This window comes from Paraglaciecola sp. 20A4 (genome assembly GCF_011378905.1).
GTDB lineage: Bacteria > Pseudomonadota > Gammaproteobacteria > Enterobacterales > Alteromonadaceae > Paraglaciecola.
Genome location: NZ_WTPY01000023.1, coordinates 1 through 25,892 on the forward strand (window position 1 = coordinate 1; position 25,892 = coordinate 25,892).

At 42.3% G+C, this 25,892-nt stretch carries 17 protein-coding genes; 4 read left to right on the top strand and 13 right to left on the bottom strand.

The window, feature by feature from the left end; translation table 11 throughout:
- Positions 1-280: 280 nt before the first annotated feature.
- The 9 genes from GQS54_RS17245 to GQS54_RS17285 all read right to left on the bottom strand — a co-directional run bounded on the left by GQS54_RS17245 (position 281) and on the right by GQS54_RS17285 (position 16,463).
- Positions 281-1,780 carry a VCBS repeat-containing protein gene (locus tag GQS54_RS17245; RefSeq protein WP_166425189.1) on the bottom strand — a complete coding sequence of 500 codons (1,500 nt, stop codon included), beginning with the start codon at positions 1,778-1,780 and terminating at the stop codon, positions 281-283.
- A 169-nt stretch (positions 1,781-1,949) separates the two neighbouring features.
- Complete coding sequence (locus tag GQS54_RS17250) at positions 1,950-4,472, bottom strand: TonB-dependent receptor (protein WP_166425190.1); 2,523 nt, start codon at positions 4,470-4,472, stop codon at positions 1,950-1,952.
- An 819-nt stretch (positions 4,473-5,291) separates the two neighbouring features.
- Entirely contained in the window at positions 5,292-7,196 is a 1,905-nt protein-coding gene (locus tag GQS54_RS17255; protein WP_166425191.1) for a TRAP transporter fused permease subunit, read from the bottom strand.
- 172 nt (positions 7,197-7,368) lie between these two features.
- On the bottom strand, positions 7,369-8,295 hold the full coding sequence (locus GQS54_RS17260; RefSeq protein WP_166425192.1) for a TAXI family TRAP transporter solute-binding subunit: 927 nt from the start codon (positions 8,293-8,295) through the stop codon (positions 7,369-7,371).
- A gap of 187 nt (positions 8,296-8,482) precedes the next feature.
- Complete coding sequence (locus tag GQS54_RS17265; RefSeq protein WP_346766588.1) at positions 8,483-11,392, bottom strand: TonB-dependent receptor; 2,910 nt, start codon at positions 11,390-11,392, stop codon at positions 8,483-8,485.
- 105 nt (positions 11,393-11,497) lie between these two features.
- Complete coding sequence (locus GQS54_RS17270; RefSeq protein WP_166425193.1) at positions 11,498-12,550, bottom strand: FecR domain-containing protein; 1,053 nt, start codon at positions 12,548-12,550, stop codon at positions 11,498-11,500.
- A 2-nt stretch (positions 12,551-12,552) separates the two neighbouring features.
- Positions 12,553-13,131, bottom strand: a complete 579-nt coding sequence (locus tag GQS54_RS17275) for an RNA polymerase sigma factor (RefSeq protein ID WP_166425194.1) — start codon at positions 13,129-13,131, stop codon at positions 12,553-12,555.
- 429 nt (positions 13,132-13,560) lie between these two features.
- Entirely contained in the window at positions 13,561-14,064 is a 504-nt protein-coding gene (locus GQS54_RS17280; RefSeq protein ID WP_166425195.1) for a nuclear transport factor 2 family protein, read from the bottom strand.
- Between the two features lie 131 nt (positions 14,065-14,195).
- On the bottom strand, positions 14,196-16,463 hold the full coding sequence (locus GQS54_RS17285; RefSeq protein WP_166425196.1) for a TonB-dependent receptor: 2,268 nt from the start codon (positions 16,461-16,463) through the stop codon (positions 14,196-14,198).
- Between the two features lie 557 nt (positions 16,464-17,020).
- Here GQS54_RS17285 and GQS54_RS17290 point away from each other — a divergent pair.
- The gene (locus GQS54_RS17290) at positions 17,021-19,363 is read left to right on the top strand and encodes a TonB-dependent receptor (protein WP_346766589.1); all 2,343 of its coding nucleotides are present in this window, start codon (positions 17,021-17,023) and stop codon (positions 19,361-19,363) included.
- Positions 19,364-19,380: 17 nt separating this feature from the next.
- Positions 19,381-20,592 (top strand): dipeptidase, encoded by a 1,212-nt coding sequence (locus GQS54_RS17295; RefSeq protein ID WP_205967818.1) that lies wholly within the window; start codon positions 19,381-19,383, stop codon positions 20,590-20,592.
- 132 nt (positions 20,593-20,724) lie between these two features.
- Here GQS54_RS17295 and GQS54_RS17300 read toward each other — a convergent pair whose 3' ends face one another.
- On the bottom strand, positions 20,725-21,267 hold the full coding sequence (locus GQS54_RS17300; protein ID WP_166425197.1) for an acyloxyacyl hydrolase: 543 nt from the start codon (positions 21,265-21,267) through the stop codon (positions 20,725-20,727).
- 312 nt (positions 21,268-21,579) lie between these two features.
- Here GQS54_RS17300 and GQS54_RS17305 point away from each other — a divergent pair, with 312 nt between their 5' ends.
- Positions 21,580-22,107, top strand: coding sequence for a hypothetical protein (locus tag GQS54_RS17305; protein WP_166425198.1), 528 nt, complete (start codon positions 21,580-21,582; stop codon positions 22,105-22,107).
- 41 nt (positions 22,108-22,148) lie between these two features.
- Here the strand turns inward: GQS54_RS17305 and GQS54_RS17310 are convergent, their stop codons facing one another.
- Both GQS54_RS17310 and GQS54_RS17315 read right to left on the bottom strand, forming a co-directional pair.
- Positions 22,149-22,550 carry a rhodanese-like domain-containing protein gene (locus GQS54_RS17310; protein ID WP_166425199.1) on the bottom strand — a complete coding sequence of 134 codons (402 nt, stop codon included), beginning with the start codon at positions 22,548-22,550 and terminating at the stop codon, positions 22,149-22,151.
- Between the two features lie 10 nt (positions 22,551-22,560).
- Positions 22,561-23,295: a sulfite exporter TauE/SafE family protein gene (locus GQS54_RS17315; RefSeq protein ID WP_240919993.1), complete on the bottom strand. Its 735-nt coding sequence runs from the start codon at positions 23,293-23,295 to the stop codon at positions 22,561-22,563.
- A gap of 86 nt (positions 23,296-23,381) precedes the next feature.
- Here GQS54_RS17315 and GQS54_RS17320 point away from each other — a divergent pair, with 86 nt between their 5' ends.
- A complete protein-coding gene (locus GQS54_RS17320; protein WP_166425200.1) occupies positions 23,382-24,248 on the top strand; it encodes an MBL fold metallo-hydrolase in 867 nt (288 codons plus the stop codon).
- Positions 24,249-24,255: 7 nt separating this feature from the next.
- Here the strand turns inward: GQS54_RS17320 and GQS54_RS17325 are convergent, their stop codons facing one another.
- Positions 24,256-25,878, bottom strand: a complete 1,623-nt coding sequence (locus GQS54_RS17325; RefSeq protein WP_166425201.1) for a response regulator — start codon at positions 25,876-25,878, stop codon at positions 24,256-24,258.
- Positions 25,879-25,892: the final 14 nt, after the last annotated feature.

The window sequence follows — 25,892 nt, forward strand, 5'->3', positions numbered from 1 at the left end:
CCAGCCTGAACCTGATATTGAATCGGTGCTGCCATGGAATGTTAAGTTAGGCTAGACGTCTTTTACAAGACAGTTACGATTAAACAACATGTGTATCGGTGGCTGCTTAAAACTTCTAGCGATAAATATTATTGTCGACAAAAGCTATTACTGCTGGGGAGTGAAAAATGTTGTTTCGATATGGGCGCCACAAATGTACAAATTATTTTAAATGAACGGGCGGTATTTGTGATCAAAAAATAGCAAACTTCACAACGTATTTATGAAGTTTGCACCTAGGTTATTTAGACGTAGCAGGCCTATGCACCATTAGCGGTTTATTGGCTAAGGTTGTAATATCTTTGACTTCTACGCTTAGTTTTTCACTTCCCATAAAGTTCACTTCTACCGTTATGGGTTGTAAACTTGGCAAGGTAAAATAGACAGGTCGAGCGCTTTGTGCATTATATCCGCCTCCTGTCGATACTATCCTTGAACCGAGTATTTTACCGTCAGCATCAAAGAATTTCACAACTGCACCTTGTTGGGTATAGTTTCCTTGAGTGTCTAATACAAGGACTGCAATAGATTTAGCGCGCGCGGCTTCGTCCATTTCATTTCTAAAAACAAAGTGTCCACCCGTAGCCCCGTAGCCATCAGTGACAGACAGATCTAAGTCGCCGTCATTATCATAATCAATCCATTCCACTCCATGATCACCAGCAGAGGTTAATTCTGGATGACTATTGTCTACTTCAAACTTGGAACCTGTATTCTTGTAGAGCTTACCAAGCGGCTCTGATTGGCCATTAACCTTGTGATATCCAACGACCATTAAATCCAGATAACCATCATTGTCGTAATCTCCCCATGCCGCTGCGACGGAATGGTCTGGATCAACAACGCCCAGCTTTTTTCCTACTTCTTCAAAACTACCATCGCCGTTATTTTTATACAGTAGATTATCTCCATAGGTGGTGACATACAGGTCAATAAAACCGTCGTTATTGTAGTCGCCTACAGCACAACCCACGCCGCCTTCTGAATAAAGACGTTGGGTTTCATCCATGCCAAGTTCAGGGGCTATATCAACAAATTTATCTAAATCGTTTCTACCAACAGTATCGCTGTCACCTGATTGATTGGCTAAGAAAAAGTCTAAATCACCATCGTTATCAATATCAAACCAACACGCTCCTACTGTTCTTCTAGAATCATATACACCTGATGCATACCCTAGCGGTTTAAATACGCCATTTTCGTTTTGCAAAAGCTGGTTTGCCCCAGTACGGTTTGCTGCATAAAGGTCAGAGTCTCCGTCATTATCGTAATCAATCCAGTTTGACTGACGGCTAATACGGCCAGGTATTGCTAGCCCTATGGATTCAGCGACTTCTACAAACGCTTTTCCATCATCGTTTCTAAAAACATAGCTCCGACTTGGTATTGGCATCTCATTTGAGCCTCCTAATATATCCAAGTCACCATCGTTATCGTAATCCCCCCATGAAACACCGCGTATTTGATCACCTTTAATCGGGAGGCCTAATTCTTTGCCGACACTTACAAAAACGCCGTCATCATTACGATAAAGGCGAACTTCTCCGCCCTTTATCGAGACTAATAAATCGAGATCCCCGTCTTTGTCATAATCGCCCCAGGCATTAGAAACTGAGCCTGGAGTATTAAAAGTCTCAGTTTGAATTGATGTAAACGTTGTCGGTGATGCTATTGCACTAACACATAAGACAGAGCATACCGCAGCAATTGCATGCATCTTAAAATATCTAGTTTTCGACATTATATTCCTCCTAAAGACTATTTAACTTTTGCCAGCTTCCGCGATGTTTAGGTAAAATATCTTAAGGAATCTGGACGAACTTTTTTTTCATTGTTACTTTTAACTGTAAGACTTGGTTAAATTTGAATGAGACGACATAACCTGTCTCATCCATTTCAAATTTTAAAAACTACCAAGCGTAGGAAGTGCGCGCGTACCAGCTACCACCTGTAAAGCCGTAAGGAGCGTACGTATCGTAAAAGTTTCCGCCCAACGAGTTAGCTGAACGCTCTTCGGGATAGGTGTTGAAAACATTATTCGCACCTGCAAAGAACTCAAGGCCATTTTCCATTTGATATCCCGCTTCCATGTTGACGATCCACTTCGCCTCATTGGTTGTATCTAATGCTGCATTATTACGCACCACTGTCCACTCACCAAAGCGAGTACCACGAACATTTAGTACCCAACCATTTTTGCGAAAATTAGCGGATAGGCTTGTTTTGGAGTCTGGTACCGCATCTGTGTAGGTTCCCAATCGAGTGCGGTCAAACTGTTCTACTTGTGAGCCATCATCAAGCACTAAGCCTGATAACTCATCTGGGTTTTCGTCGACATGAACCACATCTACTTTGTTATAGTTGTATGCAGCGCTCAGTGTGAGATCTCCAAAGCTAGTATTGGGTGTCCAGGTCGCCACTAAATCAACACCCTTGCTTCGTGTATCAATGGCATTGGTGAAGTAGTTAACTGCACCTAATGAGGCATCAAAACCCGCATTGTCGAGCAGAGTTGATATCTCATCACCGATGGTGCCACCGGACAATGCTAGGCGCGTATCTCCTCTATTAAACTGTGTTGAAAGTGCAATTCGGTCATCCACATCAATTTGATAGATATCCATTGTGACAGATAGATTACTGGCAGGCGTATAGCTTATCCCTGCACTGTAGTTTACCGATGTTTCGGGTGTCAGTGGATTAGCACCTAAAGCCAAGGCCGCAGGATCGGTAGAAGGAAGGGTTTGGCGCAAGACAATGGTTTCTGCGATACCGTCATTGTCTAGATCCACAAATTGACCGCGGCTGCCACGAAATCCCAGTTGTTGGATGCTGGGTGCTCGAAAACCAGTGCTCACAGAGGTTCTAAATGCAACATCATCAGTGATTTCATAACGCATGTTGATTTTCCCTAGCACCTCTTCACCAGAGGAGTCGTTGAAATCCTCATAACGCAGAGCGCCAGCCAAGAACAGTTTGTCTGATACATCCCATGCCAAATCGATATAGGCATTAATATTGTTACGTGAAATATCGTTTTCGGCTTCGGGGGCAAAGCCTGGGAACCCTTGTGCACCGGGTGCCAATCCGTTATTACCATCGGCATAACTAAGTGGCTCGCCTTTAACAATTTCAAAAGACTCTTTTCGAAATTGCATCCCAAAGGACACTTGAAGGTCGCTGCCATCTAAAGCAATGGCACGGGTTGCATCTAATTGAGCAATCATTTCATCCGAGTTCATATCACCTAGAAAGAAAGAGGTCGGGCTAGCGGAGCCGAGACTGGAATTCAGACCGTTAGTGTTATACCAAGAGGTCTCATCGGAGCCATAGCTCATTGAAAAGTCCCAATCAAATTCCATACTGGTACCTTTAACACCAGCGACTATTTCAAAGTCATCTTCTTTAATTTGCTCTTCTGGGCGAAAACCTCGAGGAAAAATGTCGGTAATATTACGCGCATCTCCTGGAAGGCGATAAGTAAATATCAAATCAGATGCACGGCGAGCATAAGTCGCAAAGCTATAAAGTTGAATTTCACCTACATTAGTGCCCGCGTTAATACCAAAAACGTTGGTTGTTTGCGGAAAATTACCAAAATTTTTGGTTACTTGGCGATCAAGGCTTGCTTCTCTGGGATCAAAGCTACCGTCGTCCAAAAGAGCAAATAGGTTTCGTCCTCCGTCTTCTGGTAGAGCTAACGTGCGAGCGCGATTTGATAATTTACTGTCTTTATAGTCATAAGATAAATTGACGAAACCATCTTCACCGAACGCGAAGCCATTGTTTATGCCAACACTGAAATTTTCACCGTCACCACGGTCGAAATTCTGTCCTGTACTCACGACAGCACGGCCGCCTTCAGCATCATCTTTTAAAATGATGTTGACAACCCCTGCTATGGCGTCAGAACCGTATTGAGCTGATGCTCCATCTCGTAGCACTTCAATGCGCTCAATGGCAGAGGAGGGGATCATATTTAGATCTACGCCAGCGGAGCCGCTAAATAAACCGGTACTGGTATTGATTAAAGCCGTTTTATGACGTCTTTTGCCATTCACCAAAACGAGAGTTTGATCAGGATTTAATCCACGCAGGCCTGCAGAGGCAATAAAGGTTCCGGTGCCGCCGCCAGAGCGTTGTGGAAGATTAAGAGATGGAACAAGGAATCGTAGTGACTCGAATAGCCCTGTTTGTCCCTGTTGCTCAAGTTGTTCACTGGAGAAGACGTCAATAGGAGTTGGGCTTTCAATAACTGTTCTGGGATTGCCTCGCACCCCAGTAACTACGATATTTTCTAGATTGCTTGCTTTATCATTGCTCTTTGAGGGTAGGTCTCCTTCTTGAGCTACAGCCGACGAGGCGGCCATAATCGACGCGATAACACCATAAGTGCCAATTTTCACTTTACCCTTTACATTTTTATTTTTCATATTCTCTGCTCTTTGTTAGTCCTAGGAAGCACTCGGGTTATCGCAGCTTGTTCTTCCAATATAAATGGTAGAATTCGAGTCAATGGTCTTTCAGACCCCTCTCGACAAGCAAAACGAGAAACCGGCTTCAACTGAAAAGTGACCTCTCAGTGTGTTTTATATTTTTGAGGTCACAAGTGCTTGAGGAAAAATTGAAGTTAAGTTAGCAGCCTGCGCAACGTCTCTTAACTCATTTCCGGCAGATTGTTCGGGTATGTCAAAATACATTGTCATTATTGTTTAGCTGGTCGGAACGTTTACCTAAAAAGCGAACGTCGACTTGCTAATACGCAATGTAAATACAACAAAGTTTAATACCTTTCGAATCAACTTTTTTCCAACTTCAGGTTGAGCGTCAGCATAAAATGACTGCAGTTCAATCTACCTATACAGAGAATTGAAAAAGCAAAACCCGCTACTTTTTTTTAAAATAACTCAGGGCTTAGTAATTACGCGGTAAATTAAACTGGCAATACGACCGGAATACGACGAGCTAAAAAAGAAGAAGCGCGCAGATGCTTGAATATCAACGACAGCTGAATCGAGACAGTCAATGTTAAGGACATCACGTCTATTGTACGTTTAGGAATATGGATGCGATTGAGCATCAATCTTTAGCATGACTGCTATGTACGTCAGCTTAGAAATGAAGTCACTGAAGGTTGAGTGGTCTAATGTATTATCTTCATTTTCATGCTTGGCAACCTGTCAAACATCATTATTAAAGTGTGATACTTCCGCTATTGGTTTGTTCATACCAATAGCGGAGCTAGGCGACTTTTAGCGTACAGGAATAGGTTGTAATCTTTCTGACTTAGACGCGCGATAATTGATTATCGTCGTGACTATGATAATAGCAATACCCAAAATATTGATAAAAAGGTTAGGTACCAACATAGTAAACCCTGCTAATAATAATAGGCCACGAGCGGCTATTGGGAGTTTGGTTGCTAATCTTCCCTCAATAGTACCTGCAAAGGAGATGATTAATCCAACCGTTAAAATAACAGCTTTAACGAAATCAATATTTTGACCTTCCATCCAGATCAACCCAGAAAATGCCATCATGATCGGTATAATAAAAAATCCTTGAGCAAGTTTAAAAGCTTGGACTGCAGCTTTCATAGGTGACGTGTTGGCAATACCGGCGGCAGCGAAAGCAGCTAAAGCAATCGGGGGGGTTACGTTAGAGGTTTGCGATAACCAAAATACAATCATATGCGCAGCGAGTAAACCAACGCCTAACTCAGTTAAACTTGGAACAGCCATAATTGATAATACGATATATGCAGCCGTTACAGGTAACCCCATACCCAGAATAACCGCAGCGATGGCGATCAATCCTAATACAGACCATAAATAGCCGCCAGAAAGCGCCATTAAAAATTGTGTAAACTGTAAGCCAATACCTGTTTGGCCGACTACACCAACAACAATGCCTGCAGTACCACAAGCTACTGAAATAGGAAGGGCAAGTAATGCACCCTCTTTCATTCCTGCAAAAAAGACCGCTATCGTAATTCGGCTGTGTTTTCTACACATTGCTGCGACCAATATGGCAACGCACCCAGAAATACCCACTAATATAGGCGAGTAACTCATCAGTAGCAAAGTGGTTATTAAGATTAATGGCACTAAAAAATGCCAGCCATCTTTTAGTACAGTAGAGATTTTTTCAGTTACTTCCATACCCTGTAAGCCTAGCTTGCAAGCCATTAAATGCACATACAACAAGGTACAGGTAAAGTATAATATGGCTGGTGCAATTGAGACTAATAATATCTCACTGTAAGGAATGCCGGTAAATTGTGCCATTACAAAAGCACCTGCGCCCATCACAGGGGGCATGATCTGGCCACCCGTTGATGCAGCGGCTTCAATACCGGCAGCCTGCTCTGGTTTGTAGCCAAGCTTTTTCATCATAGGGATTGTTAATGCGCCAGTTGTCACCGTATTGGCAATGGCGGATCCTGAGATTGAGCCGAGAGCTGCTGAAGCAATAACACTGGCTTTAGCTGGTCCGCCTCTGTACTTTCCGGCGATAGAAAAAGAGGCGTCAATAAAAAACTTTCCTGCCCCCGTAACCTGTAAAAAGGCGCCAAATAATACAAATATAAATACTACACCTGCGGCAATTGCAAGTGGAGCACCGTAGATACCATTGGTTGAAAATACATGGAATCGGACAATTTCTTCTATTGAAAACCCTCTGCTGGCCACGACTGAAGGCAATGCGTCGCCAAAAATTGCATAGAACAAAAATAGTGCCGCAATTAATACCATTACTGCACCAACTGTACGGCGTGTTGCTTCAAGCAGTAACACGATAATAATTAAACCGGACAACTGATCCAGCGTCGTCAACCCATCGAGTAGAAAAGAAATATCATCGTAATCAAAGGAAATAATGTGATACGAAGCCCACGCAGTGGCAATAATAAAAACTATGTCAATACCACGACCAAATAGATATAGCGCTGAGGAATGTTGGGTCTTAATTAACGGAATAGTTAAAAAGACTAAGATTAGTACCCAACTTAAATGGATGGGTCTAAAAACAGGCGCAGATAAATCTGCGGTTATACCCTGCCATATCTGGAAGATAGATAATGCTATTGCCGCCAACGCTGCAATTAACACAACTTTGTTTGTTACCCAATTACTCGTCGTTGTTTGATCCGTCATGCGATTCTCCGAAGGTAGTCGTGATGGCTACCAACTCACTCATTTTTGTGATTGTATTTCGAATTTAGGCTGATGCTTGACTGCAGCGGTTTGAATGCTTATTTACTGCAATCAAGATTTACTATCCGCCTCAATTACCTTTCATCAGCGTGATTGTTTAGTTGTATGCAACTTATTTTTGTTCTTTTAAATATTTTAACGATCCGGGGTGTAAGGTGATTCCGTCTAGTTTGTTCATATTTTCAAGCGTTGTATATTTAGTGACGCTAATAACTTGATTGATTTTTTTCATATTCTCAAAAGCAACCTTTGTCATCTGATAAGCAAGGTCGGTATCGAGATTCTTGTTTACTATAAGGATATTCCATACGGCTGGTGCGCTAAACGCGGTAACATCCTTGTAGCTGCCATCTGGAACTTCCATTGCTTGATATGACGCATTGTTATCCGAAACAGCTTTAAGCTCTTCTGGTGTAAACGATAGAATTCTAATTTTATGAGTGAATGCTAATTCAGTGATTGCCCCAACACCGATACTGCCTACGACTACGCCTGCATCTATCTGACCTCCTGAAATAGCATCGGTTGTTGCGGTGTAATTTAGAGATTGAGCATCGATATCTTTGTCACTTATGCCCAAGGCTGAAAGAATATTAGTTGCACTCACGCGTGTACCAGAGCCTGGCGCACCTAGTGAAACGCGTTTGCCTTTTAAGTCTTGAATTGACTGTATATCTGAGTCTGCTGATACAACGAATTGAACCACATTCGGGTATAAAGCAAATAAAACGGCTACATCCATTTTTCGAGGAAAAGGCTTAACACCTTCATGCGCTTGCAATACCACATTACCCATGGCGATCCCTGCGAGTTGTCTTTTGGTAGCAACTTTAATGGTATTTTCAACTGAAGCAGCCGTTACTTCAGCTCGCATGTCAAAGTCTTCAATATTTTCGCTCCAGATCTTCGCTAACATCCCCCCAAGTGGATAATAGGTACCGCTTTGGCTACCAGTACCAATAGTGTACGTTTCAGCTATGGTGTTAAGTGAAAGCAAACACGTTAACCCTAGGATCCCATTCTTTAAAATCTTACTCATGTTATTAACCCCATGCGCAGGAAACGAAGCCCGCAGTATTAAATTTTTTGCGTTGAATCAACGTAAAAGTTGCTGAAATGTTGTTTAGCAAAGTGCTAAAAAATGTAGTTAAATTCGCCTTGAAAAATTCACTTTTCATCATTATTTAATGTCTCTATTATCATTGGGTTACCGGCAATCATTCTGATTACCATGCATAAGAACTACGTATGTACCAGCTTCCTCCAGTGAAACCATAGGGCGAATACGTATCATAGAAGTTAGTCCCTAAAGAATTAGCTAAGCGTTCCTTTGGATAAACATTGAAGATGTTGTTAGCGCCAGCAAAGAATGCGAGTCCATTTTCTAATTGATAACCGGCTTCTAGGTTAACGATCCATTTTGCTTGGTTTTTTGTATCGAGATTCTCAGTCGTACCTTTGACTGTCCATCGACCGAAACGAGTGGCGCGAGCATTTATTAGCCATTTATCTAATCCGTAGTTGGTAGAAATGCTAAGTTTAGAATCAGGTACTGCATCGGTATAGGTGCCTAAGCGTTCACGATCGAACTGCTCTATTTGCGAGCCATCAGCTAACACTAAACCTAATAACTCCTGTGGATTGTCGAGCGAATTAACAACATCAACTTTGTTGTAATTGTACGCACCACTTAGGACTAGATTACCCATAACCATTTTCGGCGACCAGGTGGCAACGATATCGACGCCACGACTTCGTGTATTAATGGCGTTCGTAAAATAGTTTACAGCGCCTAATGATGCATCAAAGCCTGCTTCATCAAGAAGGGCTGAAATTTCACTACCTATGGTACCGCCAGATAAAGCCAAACGCTTATCGCCGCGATTAAATTGAGAAGATTGCGCGATACGGTCATCTACATCAATTTGATAAAAATCTATGGTAAAGGAAGTATTGTCTAAGGGGGTGTAGGTAATCCCAGCGCTAACGTTAACGGATGTCTCAGGAGTTAGAGGGTCTGCTCCTAAAGCCTTTGCTGCGAGATCGGTCGGAGATAAAGTCTGACGTAACACAATAATTTCAGCGAAACCGTCGTTATCCAAATCGGTGAATTGTCCACGACTACCACGGAAGCCCAATTGCTGAATACTTGGTGCTCTAAAGCCTGTATTTATGGAAGTCCGAAATGCGACGCTGTCGCTGATCTCGTAGCGTAGGTTTATTTTCCACAATATTTCATCACCAGCAGAGTCATTAAATTTTTCGTAACGTAGCGCGCCTGCTAAAAAGAGCTTTTCGGAAACATCCCATGCTAAATCTATGTATCCGTTTATATTATTACGAGAAACGTTACTTTCGGCTTCAGGATAAAAGCCTCGGTAGCCTTGTGCGCCTGGCTCTAACCCATTATTCCCATCTGCGTAGCTTAAATACTCTCCTTTGAGTATTTCAAAACCTTCTCGTCGATATTGCAGACCAAATGATACTTGAAGATCGCTGTCTTCTAATATGAGAGGGCGGGTGGCATCCAGTTGAATTATCATTTCGTCTGAGTTCATATTACCCAGAAAAAACGATGTTGGACTGCTTGAGCCTAAACTGGCATTCAGACCGTTGGTATTATTCCAAGTGGTATCATCAAAACCGTAGCTCATCGAAAAATCCCAATCAAACTCAGCCTTGGTACTCGTAATACCAGCGACCAGTTCGAAGTCATTTTCTTTTATTTGCTCTTCTGGACGAAAGCCTAAAGGGAAAATATCGATAATATTACGTATGTCGCCAGGAAGTCGGTAAGTAAATGTCAGATCTGATATTCGATGAGCGTAAGATGCGAAACCATAAAGCTGGATGTCTTGAAGGCTCGCTTTAGCATTAACACCAAAAATATTTGTCGTTTGCGGGAAGTTACCAAAATTCTTGGTCACCATACGATCAAGGCTGCTTTCTCTAGGGTCAAAGCTTCCGTCCTCTAAAAGGGCAAATAGGTTTCGTCCTCCGTCTTCGGGTAACGCTAAAGTGCGAGCACGGTTGGATAATTTACTTTCCATAAAATCGTAGGATAGATTGATATAACCATCGTCACCTAGGGCGATTCCATTGCTTATGCCAACACTGAGATTTTCGCCGTCACTGCGATCAAAGTTTTCTCCAGCGGAAAAAACAGCTCTGCCCGTTTCAGGTTTATCTTTCAAAATAACATTTATCACCCCAGCGATGGCATCGGAGCCATATTGAGCTGATGCACCATCTCGCAGTACTTCGATACGCTTTATGGCGGAGGTAGGGAGCATATTTAAGTCGACTCCAGCAGAACCACTGAATAAGCCAGTGCTGGTATTGATTAATGCGGTCTTGTGGCGCCTCTTGCCGTTAACTAATACAAGTGTTTGATCTGGGTTTAAGCCTCTTAAGCCTGCGGAGGCTATAAACGTGCCTGTTCCTCCTCCGGAACGTTGCGGTAAATTTAGTGATGGAACAAGAAACCGTAAAGATTCAAAGAGTCCTGCTTGACCTTGTTGTTCAAGTTGTTCACTGGTGAAAACATCGATGGGAATAGGGCTTTTGATAACGGTTCTAGGGTTTCCCCGTACTCCTGTTACCACTATATTTTCATATTTATCTTCCAGAGTTAATGTGGAAGATGACATCATACTAGGGGCGTTCCCATCAGAAGTACCAAGTTTTTCCGTTCTCGTTAATCTTGCTTTTTTCATATTATCTGCTTTGAGAGAGCTACTGAAAGTTCTCGGATCATCAGCGCTTGATTCAACAAAAATTGTAGCGTTAGCGTAAATGGTCCCTTTGAGGCCCGTCCCAGCAAGTAAAGCGATAAGACCAGCTTCAACTGAAAAATGACCTCGTAGTTCATTTGTAGTCACTGAGGTCACAAGTGCTTGAGGAAAAATTAGAGCTAAGTTAGTCGCTTGCGCAAAATTTCTTAACCCATCTCCGGCAGATTTTTCAGGAATGTTAAAATACACAGTCGTTATTTTTTGTTCTATTAAATCATTCGTCGCTAAAGCGAAAGCTGATTTGTAAACGAGCACTGTAAATGCAACAAAGTGTAGTATCTTTCGAATCAATGTTTTTCCAACTTCAGGTTGAACAGCACCATTTTCCAACGACGCATTCACAGCAAATCATTGGCTGTAGCTCAACCTACCTATACAGAGTAATGAAAAAGAAAAATCCTCTATTTTTTTTCGAAATAACTAGAAATAGCGTGATTGAGAATATGTTTAACTGTTCGGATTGGTTATGTAGTAATACCCACCACTCATTTTGTTAACGTTTAAACCAAGATTCAATTCCAATGTAGTAAAAACTGTCTCGAGATTATCGATAGGATAAAATCCTCCCACCTTCATCGCTTGTATTGATTTGTCTGCAATAACAATATTTAAGTTGGTGTAACGCGATAATTCAGCTATCACATCCGATAATGGCTCATCATCGAAAGACAGGAAACCTTTTCTCCAATACAGTTTTTTCGCAATGGATTTATCGCTTTCTTGTTCAACAGACTCGACTTTAACGTCATCAAATACCACGTTATTACCCGCACCAACGATGACTTCATTTTTGTCTTGGTACGCTGTTTTGTCAGCTTGAAAAGGTCCATCAATATTTTCTTTCGCTCTAACTCTTACCGTTCCGTGAGAGACTAAAACATTGACCAAATTACCATCAAGGCGCACTGAAAAGTTGGTGCCCAATGCACGAACATCCCCTGTTCCTGCTTTTACAGTAAAGGGCCTGCTTTTGTCAGGCGCTACCCCAAAATTAGCTTCTCCCTGAAAAAGAGTGATATTTCGCTGCTTGCGACTGTAATTCACTTCAACAATACTATTGGTGTTTAATAAAAGCTCTGAACCGTCGGTGAGTATTATATTTTTTTGTTCACCAATTTTCGTGAAATACTGGCCATTTTTTGAGGTGTTCTCTAGCGAACCCTGTAAATAGAAAATAATTGGAATCGCCAGAACTAATGCAGCAAAGGCCGCTGTTTTATAAGAAAGTTGAGCGAATCGATGGCTAAAAAAAGTACGTTTTTCTTGTTTTTCGCTTGATTGTTCTTGAGACGAGGAACGCTCCCCTATTTCTGACATTTTGTCCCATAATTGTGCAAGTCGCTTTAACTGCTTTTCATGTTCGGGACTTATTGCTAGCCACGTATTTAATTCAGTTTTATCTAAGGCTGTAAGTTCATCTTGCTCCATACGGGCAATCCATTCACTTGCTTCACGCTTTATTCGTTCTTTATCATTCGGAAATTTAACTACCTGAGTCATTCCTATTTACTCTTTCTATGATTCATATTTGCTTCGATATCACTTTGTTTAGTGAATCCTATTTGCTGCTGTTTAGTAATATATTCATCGCAGCGCTCTAGCCCTTTTGCGATATGCTTCTCTGCTGTACTAACCGCAATGTTCAATTGGAACGCAATATCCTTGATTCTAACACCCTCTAACAACCTTAAACGTGTTACCTCCTGACATTGTTTTGGCAGCGATTTTAAAGCAGCCAGCAATAGTGCTTTTTCTTGCTGCTCAGATAAATGGGCAAAAGCATCTTGTTCTTTACTAATGAGTAATGACTCGCCAGAATCCTCTATATATTCAGTAATTCGGGTAGAAATTTTACTATTTTCACGGATCGCTAAATTTTTTGTTGTTTTATATAAATACAACTTAGGAAATTTTATTTGATTTTTTTTATCTGCAACAAAAGTTTTTACGAACGCTTCTTGAAGAATATCTTCTAATTCGTATTCTTTTTTGACATATCGCCGCACCACATTAGCTAAGGACGACTTGCACTCTGAAAAAACCGAAAGAATAGATTTTTTACCTAATACATCTTCTTGCATTTCTAATCCTCGCTGTTTTTCACATGGTTAAAAATAAACCATCACAAAAGTTACTCCCAGTATTTAAATACTTGGGAGGGTAATGTCCTGTAAAAGTGCGACAAAACGGTCACAGAAAAAAATAGTAAAATTATGTGATAGAGATCTGAGTTTCAGTTCTGACTCTGGGTAGTTCGAAAATAAATCTTTCGTATTGAAAGATAAGATAACCAGAAATAACATTACTTTTGTTGAAGCGTTTTTATTAACGTTTGGTTTCGTTAAGTTTTAACGCGTTTGTACTACTGCCTTTTTTTAGTAAATACTAAACACTTTAGATTTGCAATATAGTCAGTAGAGAATATTGTATCGCGGTAAAATAGCAGGATGGGCCTGCTATTTTTCATGACTGACCAAATTTTAAATCGCTATAAACTGATGTCGGGACTATTATTTTTCACCGCGCTGTGCGAAGGCCTTAATATTTATTTCCGATACCTTTTCCCATGCTTCGTTGGGCACTAACACTGACATAGCGTAGTGGGCGATTTTCCAGTTGCCTTTATCATTAATAAGTACGCCTGTGCCACGAAAACGGCCCCATTTTTTAGATACGGTTATTTCGTCAAACCAAGCGATGTCATGTTCGGTTGAAAAATTGACGTTTCGCTCTACTGCTGAGTAGGTCCAGCCAGTGCCGCCAGCAAATCGTTCCGCTACATATTTGTCCAACGACTCAGGTCGCGACCAGCGCTCCCAATCATCGGTGCCCATAAATACGCCGGTGTCGGTAAATGAACTGAGGTAGGCGTCTAAATCAGCCTTGCTGGCGGCTTCGTGTAAGCCATCCAGAACTTGGTTTACCGCTTGCGTCGCTTCAACCTTTGTTTGGGCAAATGTGGCAAACGAGCAAAAAAGCCCGATAGCAATGATGACCAGAGATAGTTTTTTCATCAGTAACTCCATTAACGGCGTGTGAATATGTTTTTGAAATTATTCATTTAAATTAATAAAAGATAACAAGGCAGGCGTTTGTGTTTTCTGCCTTGTATCTTTAGTTCATTGGTATACCTTAATTCTAAGGGTTAGAAACCGCCTCTAAACGTCATGCCAATCGTACGTGGTGTAACACGAATACTGGCTGGTGGATCAAACGGCGGACGACCAATTGCGCGTACGACTCCGTCGTCATCAAACATATTATTGGCAAACAACGATATTTCGTAGCCTGAAAAACGTAGGCCTACGCGCATATTGGCTAATGTGTAGGCATCCATTTTGCGGTAGTTAGAATTTTGCTCACTGAACTCAGTAGAACGATCATCGGTGTACTGCACGTTTACCCAACCAAAGCCTTCAAGATCTTTGTTTAGCTGCATGGAGTATTCAGCTGATGTGGTGAATGATACCTCGGGTACGAACGGCGCCGCATCGCCTTTTAGAGCATCAAGGTTTGGTACATCAGCATCCAAAGTAGTATTGATATAGGCACCGCCTGCAGAAAGGACTAAGCCTTCAATGGGTTTTACCGTAACTTCAAGTTCAACACCCTTGCTGGTTGCGTCACCAACGTTTTCTTTAAAACCAAATCCACATTCAAAGCTACGGCTGGTTTGCATATCGCTCCAGTCAATATGAAAATAAGTGGCGTTATAACTAACCGTACCTTGTGAATCACTACCTTTTACACCTATTTCGTAGTTCCAGATTTCATCTGGGTCAAAGAAGCGAGTATCACCGCCATCACGTTCAACCTCGGCTAGCTCATCGGCACATACTGATGCAGGTATGGCTCCGTTGATACCGCCGTAACGAAAGCCTTTAGCTGCCTGAGCATACACTAAGTTATCGCGGTTTAAGTGATAGGACACATTCAATTTAGGATTAAACCCATCGACGCTGCCTTTAGGACGAGTATCACTGTTGGCTTCGCCGTTGAACAAGCCAGATTGGTAGAACTCGATCTCTTGTTCCCAGTTGAAATAACGTAAGCCCGCAGTAATCGATAAGTCACCGATATCGTAATAAAGCTCACCGAAAAAGGCGTAGGTTTTAACGGTCAGATCATCAAAGCCGTAGAATAAATGATCATCCGGTGCGCCGAATGCAGAAGAGGGCACACCTAATATGGCGTCAGCACCTGGTACGGGAAAGGTATTTTCATAAAATACGTCTTTCTTGTCAGCATAAGCGCCTACCGTCCACTGTAAATCGCTATCGCTGGTTGAGGCCAAGCGTAGCTCTTGCACATATACTTCAGAATCAGTTACATCGACTAGTTCATGAGGAGTAATGCCCGGCGGTAATGCCGATTCAAATAGCAAATCTAATGAGCGCGGGTTAACAATAGAGCGGTCAAAGTAAGAAGTAGAACTGACTAACTCAGCCCAATCTAGATCGTATGTAAGGGTTACGTTGGCGATATCCATGGTATCGTCGTAGCCATCAAAAGATGGATAGTCTCGCACGAATAAAGGCGTGGAGTCGATATCAACCGGACGGCCATTGTCTGAATAATCATGGTGTAAATAGCTGAAGTCGATGGTCAATTCATTGGTAGGAATATACAAGGCCGAAATTTTCGCACCCTTGGAATTACCGGTGTTGAGATCTTTTTCGCCCGTCAGGCTGTTGTCAATATATCCACCATTGTCGAGGTAATAACCACTGATCCGCACGGCTAATTCGTTTTCAATAAGCGGCACGTTCACAAGCGCTTTGACCGACTGGTTGTTGCTACCATGCTCAATTTTCGAAGCACTGAGTTCGTATTTGCCTTCAAATTCAGTCAGATTCGGGTCGTTTGAAACGAGTCGCACAGTGCCTGTCATTGAGCCCGCACCAAACAATGTGCCTTGTGGGCCACGCAGAACTTCAACACGTTTAAGGTCAAACAAGGCGAGTTCTGGGTTCATGCCACCCATTGAAATGGGGATTTCATCTAAATATATACCAACGGTTTCTTGGTTTTGTGTATCGTTGTCATTTCCACCACCATTTGCTACACCACGAATAGATAAACGTGTGCGTCCGGGACCATTCTGGTAAGCCGTTAAGCTAGGAACAACGCCTAGCAAATCGGTGAAATCAGTGGCTCCTAGGTTGTTGATCAGATCTTCGCTGACAACATTAATACTAATCGGCACGTCGTTCATTGATTCTGAACGTTTACGAGAGGTAACGATTACGCGTTCATATTGTGCGCTCTCTTCAACTGCTGGTGCGCTGCTTTCTTGTGCTTCAAGGGCGGTAGAGCCAATAACAGAGGCAACGAGTAGCGCAACACGAGAAGGGGTAAATACGCGTGTACTCAGGGTTTTACAGGTGTGACTCAATGTGTGTGTGTTGTCCATGGTGTGATGCCTTTTAATGGGTCAAAGTTAAGCAACTTCTATTGCTTTTATAATGAAAGTCGAATGATGAAATTGGATATATCATTGTGCGTTAAATTGCAAAATGATGTGCAGCGAACGGAGTTCTTGATGATTCGTCAGCTTTTTTCAGATGGCTTTCAAAGCTAGTTTCGACCGGATTTGCTAGCACTGCAATCACTTATTATTCTGGTTCGACCTTAGCAAAGCTAATGTTCACGGGGTTTGTGCGTTATAAATTACCCGAATTTATTATTCTATTCCTCTCACAGTTATGGTGCGTTTCTATTCCTAGTGGTGCAAGGGGACAATAGTTTGAAAGATTTAACGCATCGTTTGCTTTCTTTTTGTTCGTGATTTCAATTCCTCTGATATGTGGTCTACCGCAGTAAAAATGCACAAAAACACATTTTGTTGTTTGCTGAATTCGTCCGCTAGTCGAACTTGGTACGTTTATTGTGATGTGTTTAGTGAATCCTCAGAGAAGGGTATTCGCCGAACAGGCAATTATCAGTGCAAATAGATTAGGAAATACACTCGTGAAAATTACTAAAGAAATCTTTCGTCCGACATTACTCAGCGTGTCGCTTGCCGCATTATTTACCGTGAACCCCACCTTTGCTCAAGATACCGATAGTTTGGCAGCAGATGAGCCAGCGGAAAAGATTCAAGTCATGGGTCGCCGAATTTCAGAAACAGAAGTGGCGATCGGTACCGACGAAGTGACCAATACCCTAGCCGTTACCCGCGAAGCGCTGCTATCTGCACCCGGCGGGATTTCAGGTTTAAAGATGTTAGAAAGCCTGCCGGGCTTTAATGTTCAAACTGATGGAGCATTAGGCTTATATGAATTTGGTAACTCAGTTAATGTACGAGCGTTTAATTTAAGCCAGATGGGCTTTGTGTTAAACGGTGTGCCAATGGGCCGTTCAGATGCGTTTGGTGGTAGCCCAATTTTCAGATACGTAGATAACGAAAACCTAGCGTCCGTAGTTGCCTCGCCTGGGGCCGGCGATGTGTCAGCTCCTAGTTATTCGACCTTAGGGCCAATTGCATCTTATTATTCTGTTGATCCATCAGATCAAATGGGCGGCATGATGTCGTTAACCATTGGCGATGATGACTTACAACGCTCATTTATAAAACTAGAAACGGGGGATTTAGACGGATTCAGGGCTTTTATTAGTCGTTCAAAAACCGACAGTGATTTATGGCGCGGTCCAGGCACAATCGACCGAGAGCACATTGAAGGTAAAGCCGTTTATACCTTTAGCCCAGAAACGTCGTTGGAATTTAGTTATGTAGCAAATGATTTTTTTGATTATGACTCGCCTTCTGGTACTGCGGCTACCTTTGCAGATAATTATTACTATAGCTACGAAGACTCCATTCCTGAGGGCTGTATTTCTGCCCAACCAGAGGTATACGATTATAATCAAGACGGCAGTATCGACCAAACTGATTTTACCCCTGTATTTACTGGCAGCAATTGCACTAGCTACTATGAAGACCGAGTAAACGTGCGCGATGACAAATTATATTCACTGCAACTTGATACCTACCTAACAGATAACTTGCAATTTACCGGTACCTATTATTTTGAGGATAAAGACGGCTACGGAGTTTCACCGGATACTTACGGTAATACCTTAGGGATTTATGAACGCCAAGCTGCAGCAGGCTTAGATGTGGTGCACCCCCGTGGAGTGCAATATGGTTTATCGTCAGTGGGTGGTGACCGTAAAGGCTTCGTGGCTGATTTTAGTTTAGAGCTTGAAAATAACCACATTGAATTTGGTGGCTGGCGCGAAAAAGACACGTACCACCGTACACAACAGCGCCTAAACAAAACTGCCGGCAGTGCAGATGGTGACGTAATTTGGGATGAAGTGGCTTACTACCGCCGTGACTACACCTCGGTCCGTGAAACTACCCAGTTGTATTTAAAAGATACCATCAGCCTGCTAGATGATGATTTAAAGCTTCAGGTTGGTGTGAAGTCGCTGAATGTTGATTATTCTTTAGATGGCTATCGTGATTACAACGATTATGAGATTAATAGTGAAGCGGGTTATGGCCCTCAATCGGTTGGGGGTAAATTTAGCAATCATTTTTTACCTTCGTTAGGAGCGGTTTACACGCTAAACGATACCGATCAAATATTTGCTTCGTACTCACAGAATTATGCGTTACCCAGTGGCACGGATGATATATACGATAACGCGGTTAGCTTTGAACCTGAGACCCCAGAGGGTGAAGAGGCCGATAATTACGAGTTAGGTTACCGTACTAATCAAGAAAGCTTCAATGCCGCCATCGCATTGTTCTATACCCGTTTTGATAACCGGCTTTTTGAGAGTAATGTTTTTAACCCCGCTACGCAGCAACCTGAAGGTTTTTATATTAATGGCGGCGCCTCAGAAGCCTATGGTTTTGAATTAACCGGTGTGTACCAACCTGAAACGTTTAATAAAGAACTCTATTTAAACGCAAATATCTCATACAAACATGCAACGTTGATTGATGGTTTTGATAGCAACGCTGCGGGCAATAAATTGGCCGACAGCCCAGATTGGTTAATGACGGGAGGCATTACATACGAGCCTACAGAATGGATAGTGGCAAATGTGTCAGCTAAATACACAAGTAGCCGCTTTACTGATTATGGTGAAACTTATGAAATGGACAGTTACACCACCGTTAGTGCGTATGTTGATTTAGGCGGTATTAACCCGTTTGGTATGCCAGAAAATGTTAGCTTACGTTTTAATGTAGACAACTTGTTCGACAAAGAAGTATTGTCGTTTGCGTTTGTTGGTTCAGCTTTTTATCGTCCGCTGAGCCCACGTAATTTTCAAGCATCGTTAACGGTAGCATTTTAATTAATACGGGAAAACACATGTATAAATTGAACAAACAGTTCGTATCAGTCGCACTTGGCTTATTGATGTGGCAGACAGCGGGGGCTGTTACCCTTGAGGAGGCAACCGCTATACAACGCCAAATCGTGACGTTAGATACGCACTTAGATACGCCGGCTAATCTCGTGGTGCCGGGCTTTGATATTCTTGAACGTCACTCCTATGGGCATGACTTTTCACAAGTCGATGTCCCCAGAATGCAAGAAGGCGCATTAGATGGTGGCTTCTGGGCTATTTACTCACCCCAAGGTGAGCTGACTAAAATAGGTTATGAGCAAAGCCGTGATACCGCGTTGTTACGTGCATTAGCAATCCGTACCATGGTGACAGCGAACCCTGAAATATTCGAATTTGCAACGCAAGCTAGTGATGCTCAAGAGATAAAAAAGAGTGCCAAGCATATTGTATATATGAGCATGGAAAATTCGTACCCCTTGGGCACGGATATCAGTTTGCTGGAGACTTTTTATAAGTTTGGTCTGCGTATGACGGGGCCAGTACATTTTAAGAATAATCAATTTGGTGATAGCTCTACAGATCCTGATGGCCCTAAATGGGACGGTCTGTCACCTTTAGGTGAGCAGTTAGTCGTTGAAGCTAATCGACTTGGCATCGTTCTAGACGGTTCACATGCTCATGATGAAACAGTAAAAGACATGATCCGCTTGTCAAAAACGCCGATTATCTTGTCGCATACAGGGAGTAAAGCTATTTACGATCATCCGCGTAATGTTGACGATGAGTTGCTTAAAATGCTCGCTGCATCAGGCGGTGTTATTCAAATGAACGCGTACAGTGAATACCTAGAAGCATTGCCTGCTGATCCTAAGCGTAAAGAAGCCTTTAAAGGGTTAATGAAGTTGGTAAAAGACGGTAGCGATCGTGAAATCATCCTTGAAAAACGTCGTGAAATTGAACATGAGCATCCTGCGGTAAAAGCCTCATTTGAGGTTTATATGAATCACTTCTTACATGCTTTAAAGGTTGTTGGGCCAAAACATGTAGGTATTGGCGCTGACTGGGATGGTGGCGGTGGTGTTGATGGCATGATGGATGTGGTTAATTTGCCAATGATTACTCAGCGCTTATTAGATGAGGGTTACAACAAAGAAGACCTAGCCAATATTTGGGGGGCTAATGCCCTACGTGTTTTACAGCAGGCTCAAGATTATGCAGCAAACGAAAAATAAAAATAATAAAGTTTGTTTATTTGGTTAGCAATTGGCGTTAAGTGGGTTGTTCGCATTGTTAAACACTCGCCCCTGTATTTGCATGCATTGGGCGAGTGCATTAAGCCTATGTATCCTGCGGATAGGCAACAACTAGAAATAAATTGCATAGGAGACATTGAGAAAATCAACGCCTGGATTTCGATCGTTTAAACCGCCGTTTGAATAATGCATGTATCGTAGCGCCACAGATTGATCCATGTTGTCACCAAAATCGGTGACTAAGCCTAACCGGTCTTCAAATTGGTAATGAGAGCCAATATCCTTACCTGCAAAGCGGGTGTCTTCAACTAATGATACACCGATACCAAACTCCCATCTCAGAGGATATTTATTGGCTATAGTAGCGAACTGTTTAGAAAATACCGGTGAAATGGCCATGGCGTAATTGGTTTCATGGCTATTTTGTTCGCCAAATTCCCAAAAATTAACACTTACTTCCCAATACAAATCTAGGTTTCCTAACCATTTTATTTGCGTAAGTTGGGTTGCGTAGGGTCGATAAGCTAATCGTATTCCTTGAATATCGTCTGAGCCCAAAAGGTAATCTACCGCAATGCCTTGTTTTGCTGCTTGCGCGGTTGGTGTAATAAAGTAGCTGCCGAGTAGGGCGATAATGATGAATAATGTACGCATGAGTGTGTCCGTATTTAAATTAATGTGTGAATACTAAATAGGGACGATTAAGATAATAAATTGGTTTTATCATCACAAATATTCGACTTTACCGTTCGGTATAATAGAACGTTTTGTGTTTTTAATAGCTTAACTTGTTTATATATACATTTTTTTATTATTTTAGTTATATTTATTTACCATTCTAAACAATGGTTTTACATGACACGTTATTTGACAGGCTAAATTCCGTTTGGGTGCATTGAATTATTGCTATTGGTACACTTGAATTTATATATAGGTTTGTAAGGTGTTTAAAACAGGGGTAGGTGCTTGGCGAAACTCAGTAGTAGCGAACAAGAAAAAGTCGAGCTTGAGCACCAGGCGGCTAAAATTTTTATGCGTTGTTATGAGCGTGATAGCGGTCATGAAATTCGCCACCTTTGGCATAACCGCCCCAGTAAGCCAGATGTGTCCTGTCGCTTGGAAGGGGAACGTTTAGATCTCGAAATTGCCCATTTATACGGTAGCGAATTGGAAGCCAAGCAGATACTAGGTCGTGAGCTAAATGAAGAAACCTGTTTAGAGTTGCGAAATCTCGATAGTATGACTCAGCCTGAAGAGCGATTGCTCAAAGCATTGAACCGCATCCTGTACAACAAGTCTCTAAAGCACTATCGCTCTGAGCGTGTTTGGTTGGTTATTCGTAATGCCCATCCAGCATGGGATAGAACGCAAATAGAAGCACTGCGTAACAAAATAGATGTGCCACCTAGCCATCCGTTTGAGCAAATATGGATGGTAGGTGACTGGGAAGGAGAAAGCGGCATCATTAAGCTGTTTCCCTGTGCATTACACTAATACCTTTGCTCAGTTTCACTTTATATTTCAATTTGTTTACGTTAAATGTCGTTCGACAGCTTATAGTCGAGCTCGCGCCATCTGAGTGTGCCCCCGGCTAGCGAAAATACCTGTTTAAATCCCATATGTAACAATGATTCTGCTGCTAGTGCTGAGCGCCCGCCTGAGCGACAGTAAAGCAATATATTTTGCTGGGCTAGCCACGCGGTTGGATCAGCTTTATTCTCACATACGGCCAAACCACTCAGCTTGGCTTCAAGCAGACCTCGGGGTATGACGAGTGCACCGGGTAGAATACCTGACTGACATTCATCGGCTTCACGAACATCGACTAAAATAGGATATTTTTCCGGCGTTTTTGCATATTCCTCACACGTAACCTCTTTGATGATTTGCCTGACGTGATCAATATACTGCGAATAATCTAATACTTTGTTTTGCATTGTTATTACCTCAATAAAATAAGTTAGCTAGCAGCCAAATCGCCACGACTACTATAAGAATGGAAAATCCACGTTTGAGTTTATGTTGATCTAGGTGTGAAGATATCGACTGCCCCGCTAAGACAGATATGGCACCTACGCCGGCCATCGTTAAAATAATCAGCCAGTTTAACTCAGGGGCTTGGTCGCTAAGCGCAATAGAAGTAAAAGCCGTGGCCGAGTTAATGACGATTAGCAGCAGACTATTGGATACCGCACTTTGCATATTTGCACCGGCAAAAATGACCAAAGCCGGCACGATTAAGAAGCCACCACCAACACCCACCACGCCAGTGATAAGCCCCACCGTTGCTGCGGCACTTAGCAATGCCCATGTACTCGGTGATTTGCCAGAAGTAGGTGGCTTATCGGCAAACATTTTTATCGCAACAACAGCCATAATAACAACGAGTAGAACAGTTTGACTGCCTGGCGGCATCCATATCCCTAGCCGTGCCCCTAAAGCGGCAAATGGCAAGCTCACAATACCAAAACTGGTAATTATGCGTTTGTCGAGGGCGCCGTTTCGATAGGCTCTTATACTGCCGACAGTCGCAATTATACCGACTATGATCATTGAGCTGGTTATGGCACTTTTTTCATCCAGACCAAGGAAAAGGGTTAACGCGGGAACAGTTAATATTGAGCCACCTGCACCGAGCAGTCCTAAACTAAGGCCAATTAAACCAGCGCTTACTAGCAACATCAGATACATAAACTTGTACATACTTTAATTAATATTGTATATTTGCAATATACGATATTTATATATGATTAAGCAAGGAGTTAATTATGGCGGTTCAAGTTAACGGTTTTTTTCATGAAGGAACGGGCACCATTAGTTACATAGTGGTTGATAATGAGCGCAGACACGCGGTGATAATAGACAGCGTACTGGATTTTGATCTTTCATCTGGAGAAGTAAGTGCAGAATTTGCGGATAAGCAATTAGCCTTTTTACGCGATAATAAATTACAACTTGATTGGATTTTAGACACCCATGCTCATGCTGACCATTTGAGTGCAGCTAATTATTTACGCACTAAAACATCGGTTAAAACTGTTATTGGCGAGGGGATTAAGATTGTCGAAGATCATTTTGCTAAAACGTTTAACCATGAAAGTCAGTCGACCCACTTATACCAAGCGTTTGACCGCTTATTAACAGAAGGGGAAACATTAGATTTTGGCTCTGCATCATTACAAGGAATGAGCACGCCAGGGCACACCAGTGACAGCCAAAGCTATGTGATAGAAGATAATATATTTGTCGGTGATACTTTATTTATGCCAGATGGCGGAACTGCCCGTTGTGATTTTCCTGGTGGCGATGCTGGATTATTGTGGGATAGCATCAGTCGAATTCATCAATTACCTGCACATTACAAAATTTGGGTCTGCCACGATTATCAGCCCCAAGGCCGCGAGTTGCGTTATCAGACGACCGTAGGTGAGAGTCGTTCTTCAAATATCCATGTAAATTCCCAAATGGATAAAGCGCAATATGTGGCATTACGAAACACTCGGGACAAAACCCTTGCGGTGCCCAAATTATTGTACCCCTCCTTGCAGGTAAACTTGCAATCAGGCGTATTGCCAGAGCCTGAGAGTAACGGTATGCGGTATATTAAAATTCCGTTAACGGATAACACTCATTAACTGTTGGTTATAAAGGAAATTTACTGGGTGCTCTTTCTACTTTTTTGCCTATTTCCTCTAGCCGTTTAAGATTATTGGGGCTCATTTGGCGACGAGAAAGTTCTTTTAAAAATTGAGCCGTATTAAGGCTTTGATATTTTGCCTCACCTGATTCGACTAGGCTTTGCAGTAAATTTAAGCTAAAAGCGACCTCCCGAGGGAAGAGTAAATAGGCTTGATAAAAGTCTTGTGTGGCTTTTTGATAATCGTGTTTTACATAATGTTCTAAGCCGGTCTTGTTCAGACTCATGGCTTCAGGCCTGCGCTCGCCGATGGTCTCTTCGCGCTTCACCACTATCATATTGGCAACAGTTGCTTCGTTGCCATCTTCAATTTGTTCTAAACGTGCTTTACACAAAGCTAATATTTCACTGGCTTTAAGGTCATTGCCAATACCTTTCCAAGCAGAAACCGCGTCGGTCATTTGCATGATGTCATTACTGTCAATGTCGTCCATGCCTTCTCTTTGCAGTATTTCAGTGGCTTTGTCTACATCCCCAGCCATCACTGCTAAAGCGGCGAATAAAAAGTCTTTTTTAATCACTAGCTTCTGGTCTTGGTTTTTGCGCCCCGCAGAGCCAATTAAAAATTTAGCGACTTGTAAGGTTTTATCTCGTTCGTTGGCTTTTTTGCCCTCGGCTTCTTGCAAGTAACAGCGTGCTAAATCGAGGGTTAATTCATCGAAACGTTCTCGGATCCCACGATTTGACTCGCGCTTTTTCTCAAGTAATTGAATGGCTTCGCTGTTGCGTTCTTGGGCTTGAAATATATAGGCTTTTAAGCGGGCCGCCGAAACTGACATTTCTCCTTCACGGATCTTATCTATGTGGTCTTCTGCTTGAGCATATTGATTATTTCTAATACAAATACGTGCTAGCCATTCTCGTGCTTTATCGCTAGTCAATTGCGTATTGGTAAGCGTTAACAGCATTTCTTCGCTTTGTTGTATTTGCCCATCTAGATACAGACTTTGAATCAAGCCCCATTTTGCCCATATTATTTTGTCTGAACCGCGTAACACGTCTTCATACACTTTGGCCGCCTCTTTAAAAAGCTTCACTTTGATAAGTAAGCGAGCTTGTAATTTGACCATTTGACTGCGCATACGGGGACGACTATTACGTTCCAGCATGTAGTTTAATTTATCCAAAGCTAAATCAAATTCACCGTCATCCATCAGCTTAAATACGGGCATCAGATAGTGGCGGAAATTTAGACAAGCTGAGATGTTCTTCTCAATACTGCGGATTGTGTAAGGTTTGATCACAAGTGCATCTGGGTGAACATCGACGATTTGTCCAACGATTATGGGTAGGCGGTCTGAGGTGATGAAAATAATGCTGGTAGAGCTTTTTAGTAGACCTTGTTCTTGTAATTCTTGGACCACTTCTACGCCATTCTTGTTTTGCCCTAGGTGGTAATCCATCAATAACAAGTCAATTCGGCGCAGCCTAGCATGGGCTTTTAATTCACGACCATTACTAAAGCAGCCAACCTCGGTGAACCCCATTTCCATTAAGTGGTTACGTAAATTAATGCGTGCCATGCCGTTGTCTTCAACAATGGCGACTTTAATATCACTAGGAGACATGAATTACCTTGGTT